The organism is uncultured Sphingomonas sp., from assembly GCF_913778135.1.
In the GTDB taxonomy this organism is placed as follows: domain Bacteria; phylum Pseudomonadota; class Alphaproteobacteria; order Sphingomonadales; family Sphingomonadaceae; genus Sphingomonas.
Genome location: NZ_CAJYVU010000046.1, coordinates 21259 through 36484 on the forward strand (window position 1 = coordinate 21259; position 15226 = coordinate 36484).

General features: G+C 59.6%; 13 protein-coding genes. 8 read left to right on the top strand and 5 right to left on the bottom strand.

From position 1 onward, the window contains the following. Positions 1–26: 26 nt before the first annotated feature. From QZ847_RS04850 to QZ847_RS04860, 3 genes are all read right to left on the bottom strand, one after another. The gene (locus tag QZ847_RS04850; RefSeq protein ID WP_294353657.1) at positions 27–461 is read right to left on the bottom strand and encodes a TIR domain-containing protein; all 435 of its coding nucleotides are present in this window, start codon (positions 459–461) and stop codon (positions 27–29) included. 87 nt (positions 462–548) lie between these two features. Further along, positions 549–1034 (bottom strand): nucleoside 2-deoxyribosyltransferase domain-containing protein, encoded by a 486-nt coding sequence (locus QZ847_RS04855; protein WP_294353659.1) that lies wholly within the window; start codon positions 1032–1034, stop codon positions 549–551. Beyond that, positions 1031–3727 (bottom strand): patatin-like phospholipase family protein, encoded by a 2697-nt coding sequence (locus QZ847_RS04860; RefSeq protein ID WP_294353663.1) that lies wholly within the window; start codon positions 3725–3727, stop codon positions 1031–1033. The genes QZ847_RS04855 and QZ847_RS04860 overlap by 4 nt, the downstream gene beginning before the upstream one ends. A 211-nt stretch (positions 3728–3938) precedes the next feature. Between QZ847_RS04860 and QZ847_RS04865 the strand changes: the two genes are divergently transcribed. From QZ847_RS04865 to QZ847_RS04885, 5 genes are all read left to right on the top strand, one after another. Further along, the gene (locus tag QZ847_RS04865; protein WP_294353666.1) at positions 3939–4433 is read left to right on the top strand and encodes a TIR domain-containing protein; all 495 of its coding nucleotides are present in this window, start codon (positions 3939–3941) and stop codon (positions 4431–4433) included. Then, positions 4433–5083, top strand: coding sequence for a hypothetical protein (locus tag QZ847_RS04870; RefSeq protein ID WP_294353669.1), 651 nt, complete (start codon positions 4433–4435; stop codon positions 5081–5083). Before QZ847_RS04865 ends, QZ847_RS04870 begins: the two co-directional genes overlap by 1 nt. A 90-nt stretch (positions 5084–5173) precedes the next feature. Then, positions 5174–6772: a thymidylate synthase gene (locus QZ847_RS04875; RefSeq protein WP_294353671.1), complete on the top strand. Its 1599-nt coding sequence runs from the start codon at positions 5174–5176 to the stop codon at positions 6770–6772. Beyond that, entirely contained in the window at positions 6769–7719 is a 951-nt protein-coding gene (locus tag QZ847_RS04880) for a TylF/MycF/NovP-related O-methyltransferase (protein ID WP_294353672.1), read from the top strand. The genes QZ847_RS04875 and QZ847_RS04880 overlap by 4 nt, the downstream gene beginning before the upstream one ends. After that, positions 7716–8828, top strand: coding sequence for a nucleotide kinase domain-containing protein (locus QZ847_RS04885; RefSeq protein ID WP_294353675.1), 1113 nt, complete (start codon positions 7716–7718; stop codon positions 8826–8828). The genes QZ847_RS04880 and QZ847_RS04885 overlap by 4 nt, the downstream gene beginning before the upstream one ends. A gap of 533 nt (positions 8829–9361) precedes the next feature. On the opposite strand, the gene QZ847_RS04890 is transcribed toward QZ847_RS04885, so the two are convergent. Then, a complete protein-coding gene (locus QZ847_RS04890; RefSeq protein WP_294353677.1) occupies positions 9362–10036 on the bottom strand; it encodes a hypothetical protein in 675 nt (224 codons plus the stop codon). Continuing rightward, a complete protein-coding gene (locus QZ847_RS04895) occupies positions 10033–10599 on the bottom strand; it encodes a hypothetical protein (protein WP_294353678.1) in 567 nt (188 codons plus the stop codon). Before QZ847_RS04895 ends, QZ847_RS04890 begins: the two co-directional genes overlap by 4 nt. Before the next feature lie 474 nt (positions 10600–11073). Here QZ847_RS04895 and QZ847_RS04900 point away from each other — a divergent pair, with 474 nt between their 5' ends. The 3 genes from QZ847_RS04900 (at position 11074) to QZ847_RS04910 (ending at position 15194) form a co-directional block, all read left to right on the top strand. Further along, positions 11074–11913, top strand: a complete 840-nt coding sequence (locus QZ847_RS04900; RefSeq protein WP_294353681.1) for a hypothetical protein — start codon at positions 11074–11076, stop codon at positions 11911–11913. A 78-nt stretch (positions 11914–11991) separates the two neighbouring features. Further along, positions 11992–14211: a DDE-type integrase/transposase/recombinase gene (locus QZ847_RS04905; RefSeq protein ID WP_294353684.1), complete on the top strand. Its 2220-nt coding sequence runs from the start codon at positions 11992–11994 to the stop codon at positions 14209–14211. Then, entirely contained in the window at positions 14211–15194 is a 984-nt protein-coding gene (locus QZ847_RS04910; RefSeq protein WP_294353687.1) for a TniB family NTP-binding protein, read from the top strand. The genes QZ847_RS04905 and QZ847_RS04910 overlap by 1 nt, the downstream gene beginning before the upstream one ends. The last annotated feature ends 32 nt before the right edge of the window (positions 15195–15226 follow it).

Sequence of the window (15226 nt, forward strand, 5' to 3'; positions counted from 1 at the left end):
CGCACGGTACACAGCGGGCAGACCGCTTAGTCGGCCGCTTCATCGATCCACTTCTTCAACATCGCGTGATCGACGTAGCTGCGCACGGGGGCCTGAGAATTGACGATGGCTTGAGGCGTCGCACCGACCGGATCAGTCATGCCCGTTTTGTCCTTGAGATGGTTGATGCGAAGCGCGACAATCCCGTTCCCGCGCGCGATCGACTGCTCGATCTCATAATCGATGTACTTGCGACCCGCTGATTTTGCGCCGATGCACACGACTGTCACCGACGTGTTCGCCAAGCCGTTGTCGATGAGCGCTTTAATGGCCTTGTCACCCTTGGTCTTGGCGTCTTCCCACAGTGAGGCGTCGTGGAAGCCCGCCGCCGCGACGCCGACAATCTCGCCGATGTTGCGGATCTGGTTCACGCGCCAGATGTCGCGATCGTAGTGGAAGCTAAAGAAGACCCGGCGCGCCACGACTTTACTCCAAAGCCAAATCGGACGCATAGCGCGCGTCGATCCCCACGTGCAACGTCCGCAACCGCGAGATCATCGACGTTGCAATCAGGGATGAGCGATCCGCGCCAGCCTGCATCGAACCCTTTCGACCAGATCTTCCACCGACGACGCCCGCTCGATGCCGTAGCGCTCAGCCGTGATGTCGATGTTACCCTTGCGAAAGTAGTCGGGCGCGCAGAACACGATCAGCCTTCCTCCGCGGGCGTGTAATCCTAATTCGAGAAGGCTGATAGGACTCTTGGAGCCTGACGCGAAATGCAGCACGACAATGTCGGCCACCTCCAGGGCCTCAAGTTCCCACTTGACCTGCTCTCTGAAGTGCGGCTCGTCGGCGACAGGCAGCCAGTCAGCGCTCCAGTCCGCCCGGCGCGGGTTCACGATCGCCGCGCGCTCGCCGGACAGCAATTCTATGGCCTGCGCCTGCCAATCTTCGGAGTCGCCCATGTCAATGGTGCCGCCTAAGTAAACCATCGGCCATCGGTTCGCGTTGGCGAGAGGCTGTGGAGCGGTGATCACGCGGGCGACGGTCAAGCTGGTTCTCCGATCGCTTTCGGTGCAACGATGCCATCCCCGGTCACCGACGTGGCCGCGTCAAGAGGCTCAAGCAAGCTCTTTCCCATTGCCGCGAACCAATGTCCGATGTCTACATCCTGGTCTGTCGGGAACGCCCCAACGATGCTCTGGAGGAAGAGCTTCTCCCCAACGTGCTGCCCGAGGCTCCGATAGGCCTCAAAGCGGGCCTCGCTAAAGTTCTGATCCGCCGTCGGATGATGGGGAAAGGCGGGCTCATCGAGCCTAAACCGGCGCAGGAACTCCCCTTCGTTACCGGTGAGGGACAGCTTGAGGTAGAGCATGTAGCCGACCGCTCCGTCGCGATAGCGGATGCGGCAGAACTGGAAGTGTGAGCGGCTGAGTCCGTCTCCATTACGCCTCAGTTCATCCAGATTGATCTCGATACGCACGCCCAAGTCGATCGAGGCGAGCCGCTGCAGGTTAGCAATGGCATGAAAGGTCATGTCTTGGTCCTGCTCGCCATCGATCACAACCACGAACTTGCAGCGTCGCCTCAGCAGCTCGTAGACTCCGAGATTTTCAATATGGCCGCCGTCGGAGAGGTTAAGGAAAGCGGCACGCTCGTCCATCCGACCGGTGAGTTCGCGAAGCAGGTAACTGAGGCCTGGTAAGCCTTGCGGGCTCGATTTTTCGACCGCGGGATTTCTTAGCCAGTATCCCAGCCTGACGTTCAGCAGCGAAAGCCAAAAGCTGAACTGCCCCCGATTGTGTAGACCCATGCGGGGCGAGATCGCTGCACCGGAGATCGCCATCGCTGTGGCGATCGTCAGGTCAGGCTCCAGGCACTCCCATTCCGTCGTCCGGTGATAGCCGCTGATCGGACTGCCACAGTGGTGTGGTGTGAACGAGAAAAAGTCGGTGAGGCGCCCTCGCATCGCTGGTGCGTCGGAACTCGGCACGTTGAGCGCCGCGTTGAAGATGGGATAGGGGCCGAGACGACCTTCAGCGAGCGAACTGAGCTTGCGGTCGTCGTCGGTGACCACCGCTCCCGGCTTGGCGTCAGCTACGAGAAACGCTTCCGCCAGCTTGCGCCGATAGTGCCGGTGCAAGCCAGTGACGTTGAGGTTTAAGAAAAAGTGATAGTAGCCTGCGATACCAAGCGCGGCGACGGCGAACCAGAGGCCGTATTGCTCATGATCGATAAAAAATGCGGTCGACGCCAGCGTCACGATTGTCACGAACAGCGGGGCGGAGGAGCGCGCCAACCAGCGCCCGACGATCGGCGCCCTGGTCAGGGTCCGTTCCAGAACGATGCCGACGACCAGCAGGCCGAGCGGAGCGATGCAAACGTAGAGCAGTTGCAAGGGGTCGTCACCCATCGCGAGAGCCATCCACGCGGCGGATTCCCGCATGCCGATCGCGGCCAGCGCCACGGCCAGAACCACCGCGCACATAGCCGTTGCTTGGTCGGCAAACTTCACCCCCTCTCGCCCCTGCCGCCACGCCAACGGCGCTCCGATCATAGCCAAGGAGAGAGCTCCAAGCGAAACGACGGCAATCCAGTTGGTAAAGAAGGAAGGTATGAGGATAACGAATAGAGCCGAGAAAAGGCACAGGACCGCAGACAGCGCGAGGAGGTTGTTCAGCAGGCCGCTCGTCTGCGCGAAGACCGTGGACCATATCTTAGACAAGGGTCCTGACGCTAGATAGCGGCTGTTCTGACGGATGTGACCCGTGGCTGCGGCATCGCGGTGCGTTTCCCCGAACGGCCTGTCGCCACGCTCTAGTCCGATCGGCCGTGCCGCCTCGATCGCGCCGTCACCGGCCCCGACGTCACCAGCGGGCCCGCTCGTTCGATCGACATCTGTCGTCTCACCGGCAGCCAGGTAGTTCGTCAGAAATGCCCCGAGATAGCCGCCGCCGCTGACCGTCGAGAGGTAGTCGAACTGCTTGAGCAGGCCGCGTTTAGCGAACACGGTCAGCACGCCGAGGGCGAAAGTGGCCGACCGAATGCCGCCGCCAGAAAGCGCCAGCCCGGTCGCCCGCTCAGCCGTTAGCTCAATGCCGTAGCGCAGCCGCCGTCGATTGACCGCCTCCCGCTCAACCGACGCGATTTCGTCAAAGGAGATGCCCTTTACGCCATCGAGATCGTTCGGATCGCCCTTGTCTAGACCCCAACACAGCGCCACTCCCATCTCCAGATCTACGGCGGCCGCCTCCGCCTGCGGCAGCCGCCCAGGATCCTTCTCGCCCGCCAGCCTAAGGAGCATGAGATCCAGAGTTCGCAGGGTCTCCTGCAAGGCGGCTAGCTGCAGCCGGAAGTCGTCCGTGTCGTCGAGCGCGGCTAGGCGCCCCGCGCGATTGCGACGGTGCCAGCGCGAGGTGAATGGGCGAACGTGGTGGTTAAGCACGAACCACGTGACCGTCTCGAAGATTCGCCCCGTCGCGTTCTCCCGACAGATCACACGCGTCCGTTCGAACAATGCGTGCACGCTCTCAAGCGCAGACACCTCGTCGCCGCTCGAATAGCCGATCTCCTGAGTCGCGACACGCGACGTCAACTCCAGATGCAGCAGCGAAGCGGCCCTGACATCGGTCTCGCTGGGAGCCCACGCGCGGTGGCCGTGCGCCTCCAGGAACGCGTTCGTTAGGACGGGCGTCGCGCCGACGTCCAACGCCCTCAGCTGGTCCTCCCAAGTCGTTTCGCTCACCGACCCCGTCCCATTGCTCGCTACGTCATCCCTGGAAGGCATCGGCCCACCAGGCGCCTGCACGTTAGACACCGCGGCGCTCGCGTCAAAGAACGACCTGTCGCGGAGAAGGGTTGAGTTTGGTCGCGCAAGGTGGGAGAACGTTGATGGAACAAATTCCCGTGTCTGAACGCCGGTGCAGCTCGGGTGGAAAAGCGAGGATGACTTTCCGATGGCAAAGCGTCGCCACGTCTTTATCAGCCACCACCATGCCGACGACGCCCACGTCAGCGGCCTGACCGACATGCTCAAGCGCAACGGTCATGAGATCCGCAACAGCTCGATCCGCGCCAAGCCGGCCAACCAGCGTCGCCTGGATGAGGGCCGCGTGAGCGACAATGCCATCAAACGACTGCTGCGGATGAAGATGAATTGGGCGTCCACGGTCGTAGTGCTGATCGGCAAGCAGACTCACGCGCGACCGTGGGTCGATTGGGAGATCAGGAAGGCGCACGAGCTGGGGAAGCGGATCGTCGGTGTCTACGAGCGCGGCGGGCGCGAGAACGACATTCCGGATGCGTTCAAGAAGTACGGTGACGCCCTCGTCGGCTGGAACTCCGACAATGTGATCGGTGCGATAGACGGCACGTGCTCCCCCTTCGAACGACCAGATGGCGGATCGCGCGCCACCTCTGGTGACGGCGCGCGGAGCAGCTGCGCCGCCTAATGCCGCACGTCCACGTCTACGCTGTCAGCTACGACCTAGGCTTCGCGCCGAACCCGTTCGGCGGCGTGTGCAGTCTGGCCTGCTGCAAGCCGGAGATCAGGAGGACCGCGCAACTCGACGACTGGGTCGTCGGATTGACCAGCACCAAGCTCCCACCAGCGCTGCGGCTCGTGTTCGCAATGAGGGTCTCTAGGATCAGCGACTTCGACGAATACTGGAGTTCGGCGGAGTTCGCCGGTCGAAAGGCGGCCCGCAACGGTTCGCAGAAGGCGCAGGTGGGCGACAACATTTACCATCGCGACAGACCCGAAACCGACTGGATCCAGGAAGATTCAGTGCACAGCCTTCCCGGCGGCCTGCAATGCGATCTTAATCGAGATCACGACACGCGCGTGAACCGGATCCTGCTGTCCGACCACTTCCTCTACCTCGGTGATCAAGCGCGCGCCGTCCCGAATGAGATACTCGTCGAGCTAAAGTATTGGAAGAATCCGCGTGATCGCCGCAAATTCACGATGGAAGAGGCGGCGGACCTAATTGGGTGGATCGAAGGGCTGAAGGCCGCCGCGGCAGCATCCGTCGTCGGCGATCCCATCGACTTCGACAAAACCGGCAAGACGTTCTCCTACGTCGGGCAGAAGATGATTTGACGGCGATGGTTCACCCCGCAGCGGCCCGGCCGTTCGGTCGATTCCGGATGTCACGCGGCGATTCAATAGCATCAAACATTGTGGGCTGACGTGACCTCATACCGCAACATCAGCGTGGCGACGGTGAATATCGTTGGGGAGCTGCTGAGCACGGGATCAACGATCTCGGTCCGCGGCTTGCAAACCCGCGAGGTCCTCGCCCGCCATACGCGACTGGAGCGTCCGCTGGAGCGCTACCTCTTCGTGCCGGAACGCAACGACGACGTCTTCGCGCAGGTCGCAGAAACCATGTGGGTGCTCGCCGGCCGGGATGACGTCGCCTGGCTGGAGCGATACCTCCCAAGGGCGCGCGAGTTCTCGGATAATGGCGAGACCTGGCGCGCAGCATACGGGCCGCGCCTGCGTAACTGGAACGGACGCGACCAGATTGCCGAGACGGTGCGGCTGCTGACCGAAGACCCGACCAGCCGCCGCGCGGTGATGTCGCTCTTCGATCCCGACCGCGACTTCATCGAGTCGAAGGACGTTCCGTGCACCAATTGGCTGGGATGGATCATCCGCGATAAGCGGCTCGAAATGAGCGTCACGCTGCGCAGCAACGACGTGATATGGGGCTTCTCCGGCGTCAACTCGTTCGAGTGGAGCATCCTGCAGGAGATGCTCGCGTTCTGGCTCGGCGTGGAGGTCGGCCCCGCGAACTACTTCGCCATGTCGCTGCACCTGTACGACCGGCACGTCGATCGCGCGGGCAGGATTGTGCAGGCGGCGCGACGGCCGTCGCCGTATGACTTCAGAATCAAACGGCATCCGTTCGCAACCCCTTGGGTGGATTTTGACGCCAAGCTCGCGCGCTGGTTTGCTCTGGAGCAGGCCGTCTCCACGAATCCTGGACAGCCGATCGGCAGCTTCGGCTCCGTGGGAGACCCGCTGCTCGATGCCGCACTCACGCTCGTCCACCTGAGGTGGGCCTCGGAGGTCTGGGACGACCGGCGACTGGTCCGGGAACTCGGCCAATTACCGGCCGCCGATCACGTCGTGGCCGCCTACCGTCACCTCGGCCGGCGCCGGCCCGATGTCCTTGAGTGCATCCCGCAAGAGGAGGTAGCGGCATTCTTCTCCGCGGCCGGAACGGCGGCAGAAATTTCCGACGAGGACGTGAGGGGCGCCATTAAGCGTCTGCACGCGGAGAAGAACAGAGCCTATGCCGGGGCATGGAAGCGGCGGGGCGAGCTGGTCAGCATTCAACCCAACATCGCCCGCAAGGTCGATCGGCTGGAGACGTTGGTCGCCACCAGAACGCTCATGGCGGGCGAGACGGCGCTCGACACCGCGATAGACCTCCTTATCTACGCGGAGAAATACCGGCTTTTCTTGGCCGAGGGGATGACGCCGGGCACATTGATCCCAACGGACGCTCTGGAGCCGTTAAGCGACCACGACGCCAACCTTGATCTGCTCATCGACCGCTTGGGTCTGACGCCGAGCGGGCGCGAGGTTGAAATCATCGTACGGGAAATCGTCGAGGCATTCGATCATAGCTGGCGGAGAGCGGAGAGCGGCGCCTTGCCCGAGGACCGTTTCGAGACCGCTACCCTCGTGTCCACACTTGCCGGCGAACTTGTGGCACTGCTGGCTGGGCGCGACAGAGAGGCGGTCGCCCGGTTCCTTCGACACGAAGCTCGGAAATGACGCCCAACATCACGACCGACCTCCGGATCCGCCTCGTGCAGACCCTCGCTAAGCGCAATCCGGGCGCCCGCGTTGCGATAGTCGGCTGGTCGACGGCGGCCATCGAACTCGCTGCCGATCCGATCTTCGCGGAGGGGGCCGCGACGCTCATCGGGCGATATGCAGCGCAAACGGGCGGCTCCATCCTGCCCCTCTCTGAACTTGCGTCCGCGATCCCAGACGTCGTCGTCGTCGCGGAGGACGACGGCAAAGAGCCCCTCCTCAAGGCGGTAGCGAGGCTGGTTCCCGCGACCACAACCATCGTTATCGCCGGCTTCGGTCACTTCGCCTTTCGTGACGAGCTGTTCGACCGCGTCCGGCGCGACGCTCTCATCCCCTCTTTCGCAAACGGGTATCCCAATTGCCTTGTGCACATTTACCAGTGTCTGAGGAACGCCCGCGCGCGAGGCCTGACCGGCGTTGTGGCGGAGTTCGGCATGTTCAAGGGCGGCACCACCATGCTCATGTCCCGCTTCATCGAGGAACTCGGCGCCGACTGGAAGGTGATTGGCTTCGATACGTTCGATGGCTTTCCGTCGAAGCGCAGCCCACTGGACATGTACGCTCATCCTGACTGCGTATTTCTCGACGTGGGCACCCTGCGCGCCATGTTCGCAGGCCGCGACGTCGAGATCGTCGAGGGAGACGTAGTGGAGACATGCGCGCGTCTCAATGACGAGCGGCTCGTGCTCTCTTTTGTGGACACGGACAATTACACGTCGGCCAATGCGATCCTGGCAGTCATAGCGGATCGCACTCAGGTGGGTGGCGCCATCGTGTTTGATCATTGGACAGGCGTCGATCGGTACCTCGACACCATTGGCGAGCGGATAGCGGCGATGACTCTGGCCGCGGATCGACGCTACTTCAACCTGCACGGCACCGGTGTATTTCTGAGGCAGGAATGAGCGCAACCGGCAGCCATTTCGTGCGGCGCGTACCGCCGATGCCACGCGCCGGCGTCTACGACCTGTACTGGCAGTTCGCATCAAAGCGCCAAGCGGCGTTCGAGGCCCGGCTTGCGGGCAGCTGCTGGCCTTGGTCGCCCGACCCGATTCTGCAGACCTTCAAGTTCTGCAATGTTTATCGTGCAGCCGACCGCGTGTCACAATACCTCATTCGGCACGTGGCCTACGACAACCATCCGGAAACGACGCCTAGAGACCGCGTTTTCCAGATCACGGCCTTCCGCACGTTCAGCAAGATCGCGACGTGGGAGGGGGTAGTCGATGAGCTGGGCGGTCCACCGATGCTAGAGCACCTCCGCTCCGGCGCATTTGAGACGGCGCTTGACCAGGTCAGGGCGCGCAACGGCGGTCTCTATACAGGTGCCTTCATCCTATGCGCCAACAAGGCCTTCGGCTTCCAGGAAAAGCACCGAAATCACATTGCGTTGTTCAAGCACATGTTCCTAGAGAGCATGTGCGCTGAACGGGTCCTACAGTTGCCTTCCCTACGCGGCGTTGTGGAGCTGCTGCAGAGCTTCCCGCTGCTCGGGCCCTTTATGGCGTACCAGACCGCCATCGACATCAACTACTCTGAACTGACGGCATTTAGCGAGAACGACCACACCCAGGCCGGCCCTGGCGCGCTCCGCGGCTTAAAGAAGGCCTTTATCCACCTGGGTGACCATTCGCCGTCCGACGCAATTCTGTGGATGGTCGACAACCAGGAAGCTGAATTCGCACGCTTGGACCTACCGTTCCAAGGGTTGTTCGGTCGGCCTCTGCACGCGATCGACTGCCAAGGTCTGTTCTGCGAACTCGACAAGTACTGCCGCGAGGCCGTGCCGGACCTGACCAGCGCGAGGAGCAGGATTAAGGCGCGGTATCGCGGGTCAAACGATGCTATCGATCTGTTCTTTCCGCCCAAGTGGAAATTGTTCACCACGGCCGGCATACCTGCGGCGCACATCAAAGTGCTCGGCAATCGATCGGTTATGCGGCCGAGGATAGCCAGAAGCCATAGCCGCGACGGCCGGGGAATGCGCGACCTCTTCGATACCGCGCGAGACTGAGCCGGATGCGGGTGCTCGCCAAATGAACGAATGAGTGTTTGCAGCGGGCGCCACGTTAAAGCGGACACGCCGATTTCCACCAATCCAAGCAGTTAACGTTTCGTCAAATAACTACCAAAATGATCGCATCGTTGCACATTTGATTGGTTAGAAGGACAACACCGTCATTCTGATGAGCTATTCATTTTCACACCAGCCCGTTTGCTTAATGGCAGACCCATTATCTGCCTCAGATACTTTCTTAAAATGCTAGGTGGACGGCGTTAAACCACATCGATTTAAAGCTGCAAGCTCCTTCTTGGTCATACGTCTGCCAACTATCCTACTGCTGGTAAACTGCCCAACCCTGCGCTCTGCCATGATTTCTGCCACAACCTCTCTCGCCGTTTTTCTGTTCACGACATGGATCGTCTTTTTGCGGCCGGGATCTGCCAAGATCCGCTTGAGCTTCTCACTCAGACGCACCTCCACCTGGACCGGGTAGATTTTCGCTGCGGGAAGCACGCGAGCAGATGCTTAATAGATGCCTGCTGTTATTCACCAGCGGCATCCCGACGAGCCGCTTCAAACTCAAGAAGGGAGACTTCGATTAGAGAAATCTGTTCAAGTGGGTAGTAACGTTCAGCACCCTCAACACAGGAGATTTCAACGAAGTTGATCTTGTCATCGTCTTCGAGTTCGAGGAGCGCAATGAGGTTAGTTCGATTGGCTTCGTAACTGATCGAGGTACCGTTCCGAAAATGGATCGTCGTGTGACGTAGATACTTAACGAGCTCCTCCTGTCGGTCTGTGAATCCTGCAGTATCGATTATTGACGCAACTTCGGCGCGTGCACTCAGCGTGTTAGATACTTCAAACTCCGGATCACCTTCTGCCCACAATGACATGAGCCTGTAAGTTTCTATGGGTAGGCCAGCATAGTCGTTAAAGGGTCCATCGCATGGGTGGTCGCCTTTAGGCCAATAATCTCCATCATCGAGCAGCGAGATCATCGGCATCTGAAGCAGGTCGACAATAAGCAGCCGGTTATTCAGAGTTTCGATGATGGAGATGCCACCAATCGAGGAGCGCAGCCGCCTGCGTACCTGCAGCTCCGTTTCTTCTGAGATCGGAAACCAAGCGGAACGTTGCCGCCTAGGACCGCGTAAGCCGAGATGGCCAGAGAAGCCCGCCCCGAGACCTTCACGAGTTGTCCTTCCTACTTTCATAGGACCTCGCAGATGAAGAGCGCACCAGGCAAAGCACGCTTCAGAGTCTCGGCATAGCGAACTGCATCAAACCGGTATGAAAACCCATCGGACGTCGCAGCAGATACGGCAGTCGCATCGCCAGCTGCGATCAGCTTCTTCTCCGTAGAAAACACCATAAAGGCAGCCTCACCGCGCTCCGCGATGCTCATTTCCCGCTCGAACCATCGTTTGCGCGCTGGCTCCGTCATGGCTGCGAACGATTGCTTGAACGCAGCCATCTTCTCCCCAGCCCCTTCTACACGCCAGCTGGTCAAGTCGCATGACAAGTGCCCGAGCGCCGCGTAGACAAACCTTCCCAAAGCAGGAGTCACAATTCCTACGGGAATCCTCGCCTGAACAGCGTCTGCGAGAGCCATAAGACCGATACCCGCAGCCACATCAGTTTGAAGCGAGCTATTTGGTACGGCGCAACGATACGCGTGATGAAGGTTTTCGCCACGCACTCTCGACAAATCAACCAAAGTCCTTAATTGCCCGTGCGGGATATTATATTGGCTAATTTTAGCCTTTAAAGATTCCATCCATACACTCCTTCCAAAACACCTTTGCACCTGGTGCGGTTTACTCCGCCAACACGGCGATCAGCTGACACCTCGGCGCACTCACAAGCGCCTCCGAAGCGATAAGAGACCCGCCAATCTCCAGATCCTTCACGCGCAGACAGCGCGAGCGAGCCATTTCCAACGAAAGCTCATCCAAGCTTCGCGCGGCAGCCTCCGCCACAATCGGCTGAGAAGACCCAATCAACGATATTGATACCCTCAAGCTTCACTCCTTAACTTCCTAGCACAATCACTCTAGCAGCAGAGCGTCTTTGAAATAGATAACGCATCCCGGCCTTGTCAACGCGTTACTTGTGTTTAGTTTGCGCAGGTGACCCTGTTAAGGTTAACGGAGCAAGTGTTATTATGGATTGTCTACGTGTTAGTCTGACTTAACACTACCTCCGCTTTTTTGTACTTGAGTGTTAGTGTCTGACGCACGAGAATCGACGTATGCAGACAGCTCCCACCATCGACCTACGCCGAGCAGGCGGTGCGTTCACAAAATCCGATTCGCCGGTCTTTGATGCGACTTCCAAACAATCGCTCCAGTCGGCGACTGCAGCAGCTCGTGATTTTAGTGGGCTGGCTGTTGAGCGGATTGTGATCGTCCGCGCACCCGACCGGGACCAGTTGCGGGGCCAGATTACCGGTACGAAGACGGTTCGTACGCTGAGCTATCCCTCACGGAAAACGCAGCGCGCGCGCTTTGCTGAAGGAGCCGCCGAGTTCGAGCGGATCGAGGCTGAAGAGGTTGAAGTCGCGGTTGTCGACGGCGTTGCGCAGCCGATGCGCATCGAAGCGCTAGTTCATACCCCCGCGGGTCCGAATTGGCTTTCCCATATTCCCGATTTCGCGACGCTTTACGCGAATGGAGAGCGTGCACTTGTCGACGCCAAGCGCGTGTGGAGTGATTTTCGGAAGCCGCTCGGTTACAAACAGACATTCCTTGGGCAGCTCGCCGCCGACATGATGGGGTACCGCTACGAGCGAATTATCCTCGGGAGCGCTGGTAGCGACGTGCGCCGTCGCAACATCAATGAGGTGCAGGCAGCACGCTTCGTGCACGTTCCCGATCACCTCGCGGCACGGGCCGCACTAATCCTCAAAGCCGGCGGCATTTCACTTGGCCACTTGAGTGACCTTCTTCACCCCGCAAACGGCCGCGCGATGGTTTTCGCGCTCATGGTTCGCCGCTTGGTAGAGATCGATCTGGATCGCCCCTTAGGGGTCAACAGTGAATGTCGTGCAGTGCCCGCCCTGCCCTCCGCAATGCCAAGCATCCGTCACTAGGACGCGGTTCGCCACCACAAAGGACGAACAGCAAGTCCGGTTTCTCGCTTTGATATTACAGACATCGGGACATCTTGAATGAGTAAGAACTCCATCAATGGCGCCATTGGAGCCACGTTCATCACAGGTGCTGGTGAAAAGCTTCTTGTTGAGCGCGAGCTCGGCGACGGACATCTTTACGTCATAACGGTACCCGGTGGCGCTCTCTACCGGACACAGGACCAAACGACTGGCGATCTTCTGCTGCCGGACACCAACTGGCTTGAACGTGGCCTGTCAGACGGATCTTTGCGGCTTTATAACGCGAATAATAGCGGCATCGCACCCGAGCGCAAGCTCGCTAAGGTCTTCGACCGTGACGCCATCCTCACGCTTGATCCGTACGCTGAGGCGCGCCTAGCTGTCATCTCAACGCTCATCGAACGCGGCATCTCCTCGGCTGGTCCGCGACTTGAAGCCGAGATCAGGAGGGCTTGGACCGATGATCTTGAAAAGAAGCATGGCCCGTGTCCTGAGGTCGGAACCGTTCGGACTTGGTTTGGCCGGTGCCGCGGCGACTCCTGCGATCTTGCTGATATGCTCAGCATGTCAGGACGCGTCCCGCGCGCGAACCGTCTTGCTCCGGCCGTCGAGACAATCATCGAAGCTGCTCGCAACCGCTTCTGGAGAAGTCGCGGATGGAAGATCATCGACGTTCAGGCCGAGGTTAGCTCGGAGATTTGCAACGCGAATCGGCAACGTCTTCTCGTCGGCGAGCCCCCGCTCAGGATTCCTGGGAAGGAGACAATTCGCCGCCGGGTGAACGAGCTGCTCTGCCGAGATACTTACGCCGACAAGTACGGCGAGCCAGCTGCGCGCCGCAAGTTCGACGGTTCGGGTAAAGGTATCTCCGCCTCTCGCATTCTTCAGGTCGCACTGATGGATGACACGGTCGTCGACCTCGTCACAGTCCTGGACATGGATCGCGGCCTGATCGCGGGCCGTCCCTACCTGAATGTTCTGATGGATGTGCACTCACGGTGCATTCTCGCCGTCACCGTCAGCTTCCAACCACCTACGGTCGACAAAGCAGCGGAGTGCATACGTATCGCGCTGAACTGCGTTCGTGAAGGAAATCGACCCAAGGTCAACCTGCGCCCGGAATGGCTCCAGCAGCACCCCGGTCTTGCAACAATAAATGGCAAGCCCGCCAAGGTCATCACTGACAACGGGTTCAACTACGTAGCGCCGGCCTTCACAGAAATGATGCTCGACCTCGGTATCATTCACGAGCTCGCGCCGGTGAAAGCGCCGCGTCACAAGGCGATGATCGAACGCTTCTTTCGCTCCTTCAACACCTTCCTGATCGACAAGCTTCCGGGCGCAACCCTCGATCCCAGCATTCTACGCAAGCTTGGTATCGATCCCACAAGTGAAGCAATCGTATCGATGTCCGAGTTAACGGAGCTGATCGAGCGCTTCGTCTACATCTATCATATCACCCACCATAGCGGAATCGATACCGCTCCGTTGCAAAAGTGGAGCGCCAGCATGGCTGTTCATGGACGAGACATGATCTTGGACAACCGACAGATCGATATTGTTACCGGCATCACGGTACACAACAAGAGGATTACTGCCGGAGGTGGTGTACGAATGTTCGGCATGATCTGGAAAGGCGCCGGGCTTGACCGCGTTATCGAGGCACTTGCCGCGAAAGAGCCACACCGCAAACGTCTGGACGCCACCGCAGCCGTCACAACCAAGATCAAGTACAACCCTGAGAATCTTCTTCACGTACTCGTCTACGTTGGCAACGACTGGATTGAGCTAGAGAATACTCAGCCAGACTACGCCGCTAACCTGTCACTGTGGCATCATCGCCAAATCCGCGCTTGGTCCAAGAGCCAGTCTCTAGCGTTTGCGAGCGATGCCGATCGGCTGGCTGCCCGCCACTCGCTCAATCTGGCGATCCGTGATGCGTTTCCCGAGATGCCCGCGCGCGAACGCCGCGCCGCAGCACGCCTGCTTGGGTCGCGTAGCAAGGCCGAACCCGCCCACGCAGTTGATTTTGCCGATGCGCCGCCGCGCCACGACGGAATGGCTTCCATCATCCATCACGACGTACCGGCGAACACCCGTAGAGATGCTCACCGAGCGATGAGCCGCCCGATCAAGAGTGATGACGTTTCCGTGCATTTTGACGAGGATGAAAGCGGCAACGCGGATAACGAAGCTCCGCTTCTCAAACCCAGCATCCCGCTCGTTGAGCTTTCGGACTTCGACGCGGATGATCTTGACGATGAGGAGTATCGTTGATGTCGAACAGGCTCAGAACCGTGGTTTTCAGCCCCTCCGAGCTGCTTCCACAGACGGGCAGCCCTCAACCGGATGTAAAACCCCGAAAGTTGGTCGCTCTCGCTTCGCGCGATCAGATAATACGGTCGATCTATATTCAAAATCCGAACCACACGCCCGTCTTTAAATCCCTTGACCTGGTTCTTAGCCTCGGTGTCAAAGGTGTTTTTCAGACTGGTGTTCGGAACGCCGCACCAAGTTTCGCAGGGAAGAGCGCGTCTGCGGATGAGTTCGCGCGGATCGTAGAACGGCGCGAGACTTACCCCAAGGAGACCAGCCCAGTTGTCCGGGTGGAGCTCGAGCAGGCATGCACGTCAAGGCGCTTCTGGTCGACAATCCTCGGAAAGTATGGCGACGGCTTCACGGCTTCGAAGGACGAGGAAGGATTGCGTCGCAGCACCTACGATGCCTTTGAGCGTCACGGGACGAAGCTGCTGATCATCGACGAGGTGCAACACGCCGGATACCGATCCAAGGGTTCCTCCGCACCGACCGACGTTATCAAGCGCTTCATCTCCGATGCACAGGTTGGCGTCGGGCTGTTCGGCAACGAGCAAACGCTCGAGCTTCTCCAATCCAATAATCAACTGAGCCACCGGTTGCAGGAACCATGCGACATCAAGCCGCTCGACATCACTGAGCCATCCGCCTTGCCGAGATTTGGAAAGTTCCTTGCCGACTACGACGATGCCCTGATTGCAAACAAGCTCTTCACGACCAGCCTGCCTCTTCGCGATGCACGGGTTGCGGGTTGCCTGATGACTATCGCTAGTGGCTTTCTCGGCAGAGTTGTCACGCTGCTGCAGATTGCAGGGCGGCGAGCTTTCCTGCGCGGCGCGACTTCGATCGAGTTGCACGACCTTTCGCATGCCTCTACGTCGTGGGCGGTCCAGCAACGGCTAACGCCGCACGACCCTTTTCGGTTCGGCATTGCAGGTGGCTAAGGCCATAGTGGATGGTAAGGTGAACGCTGGCG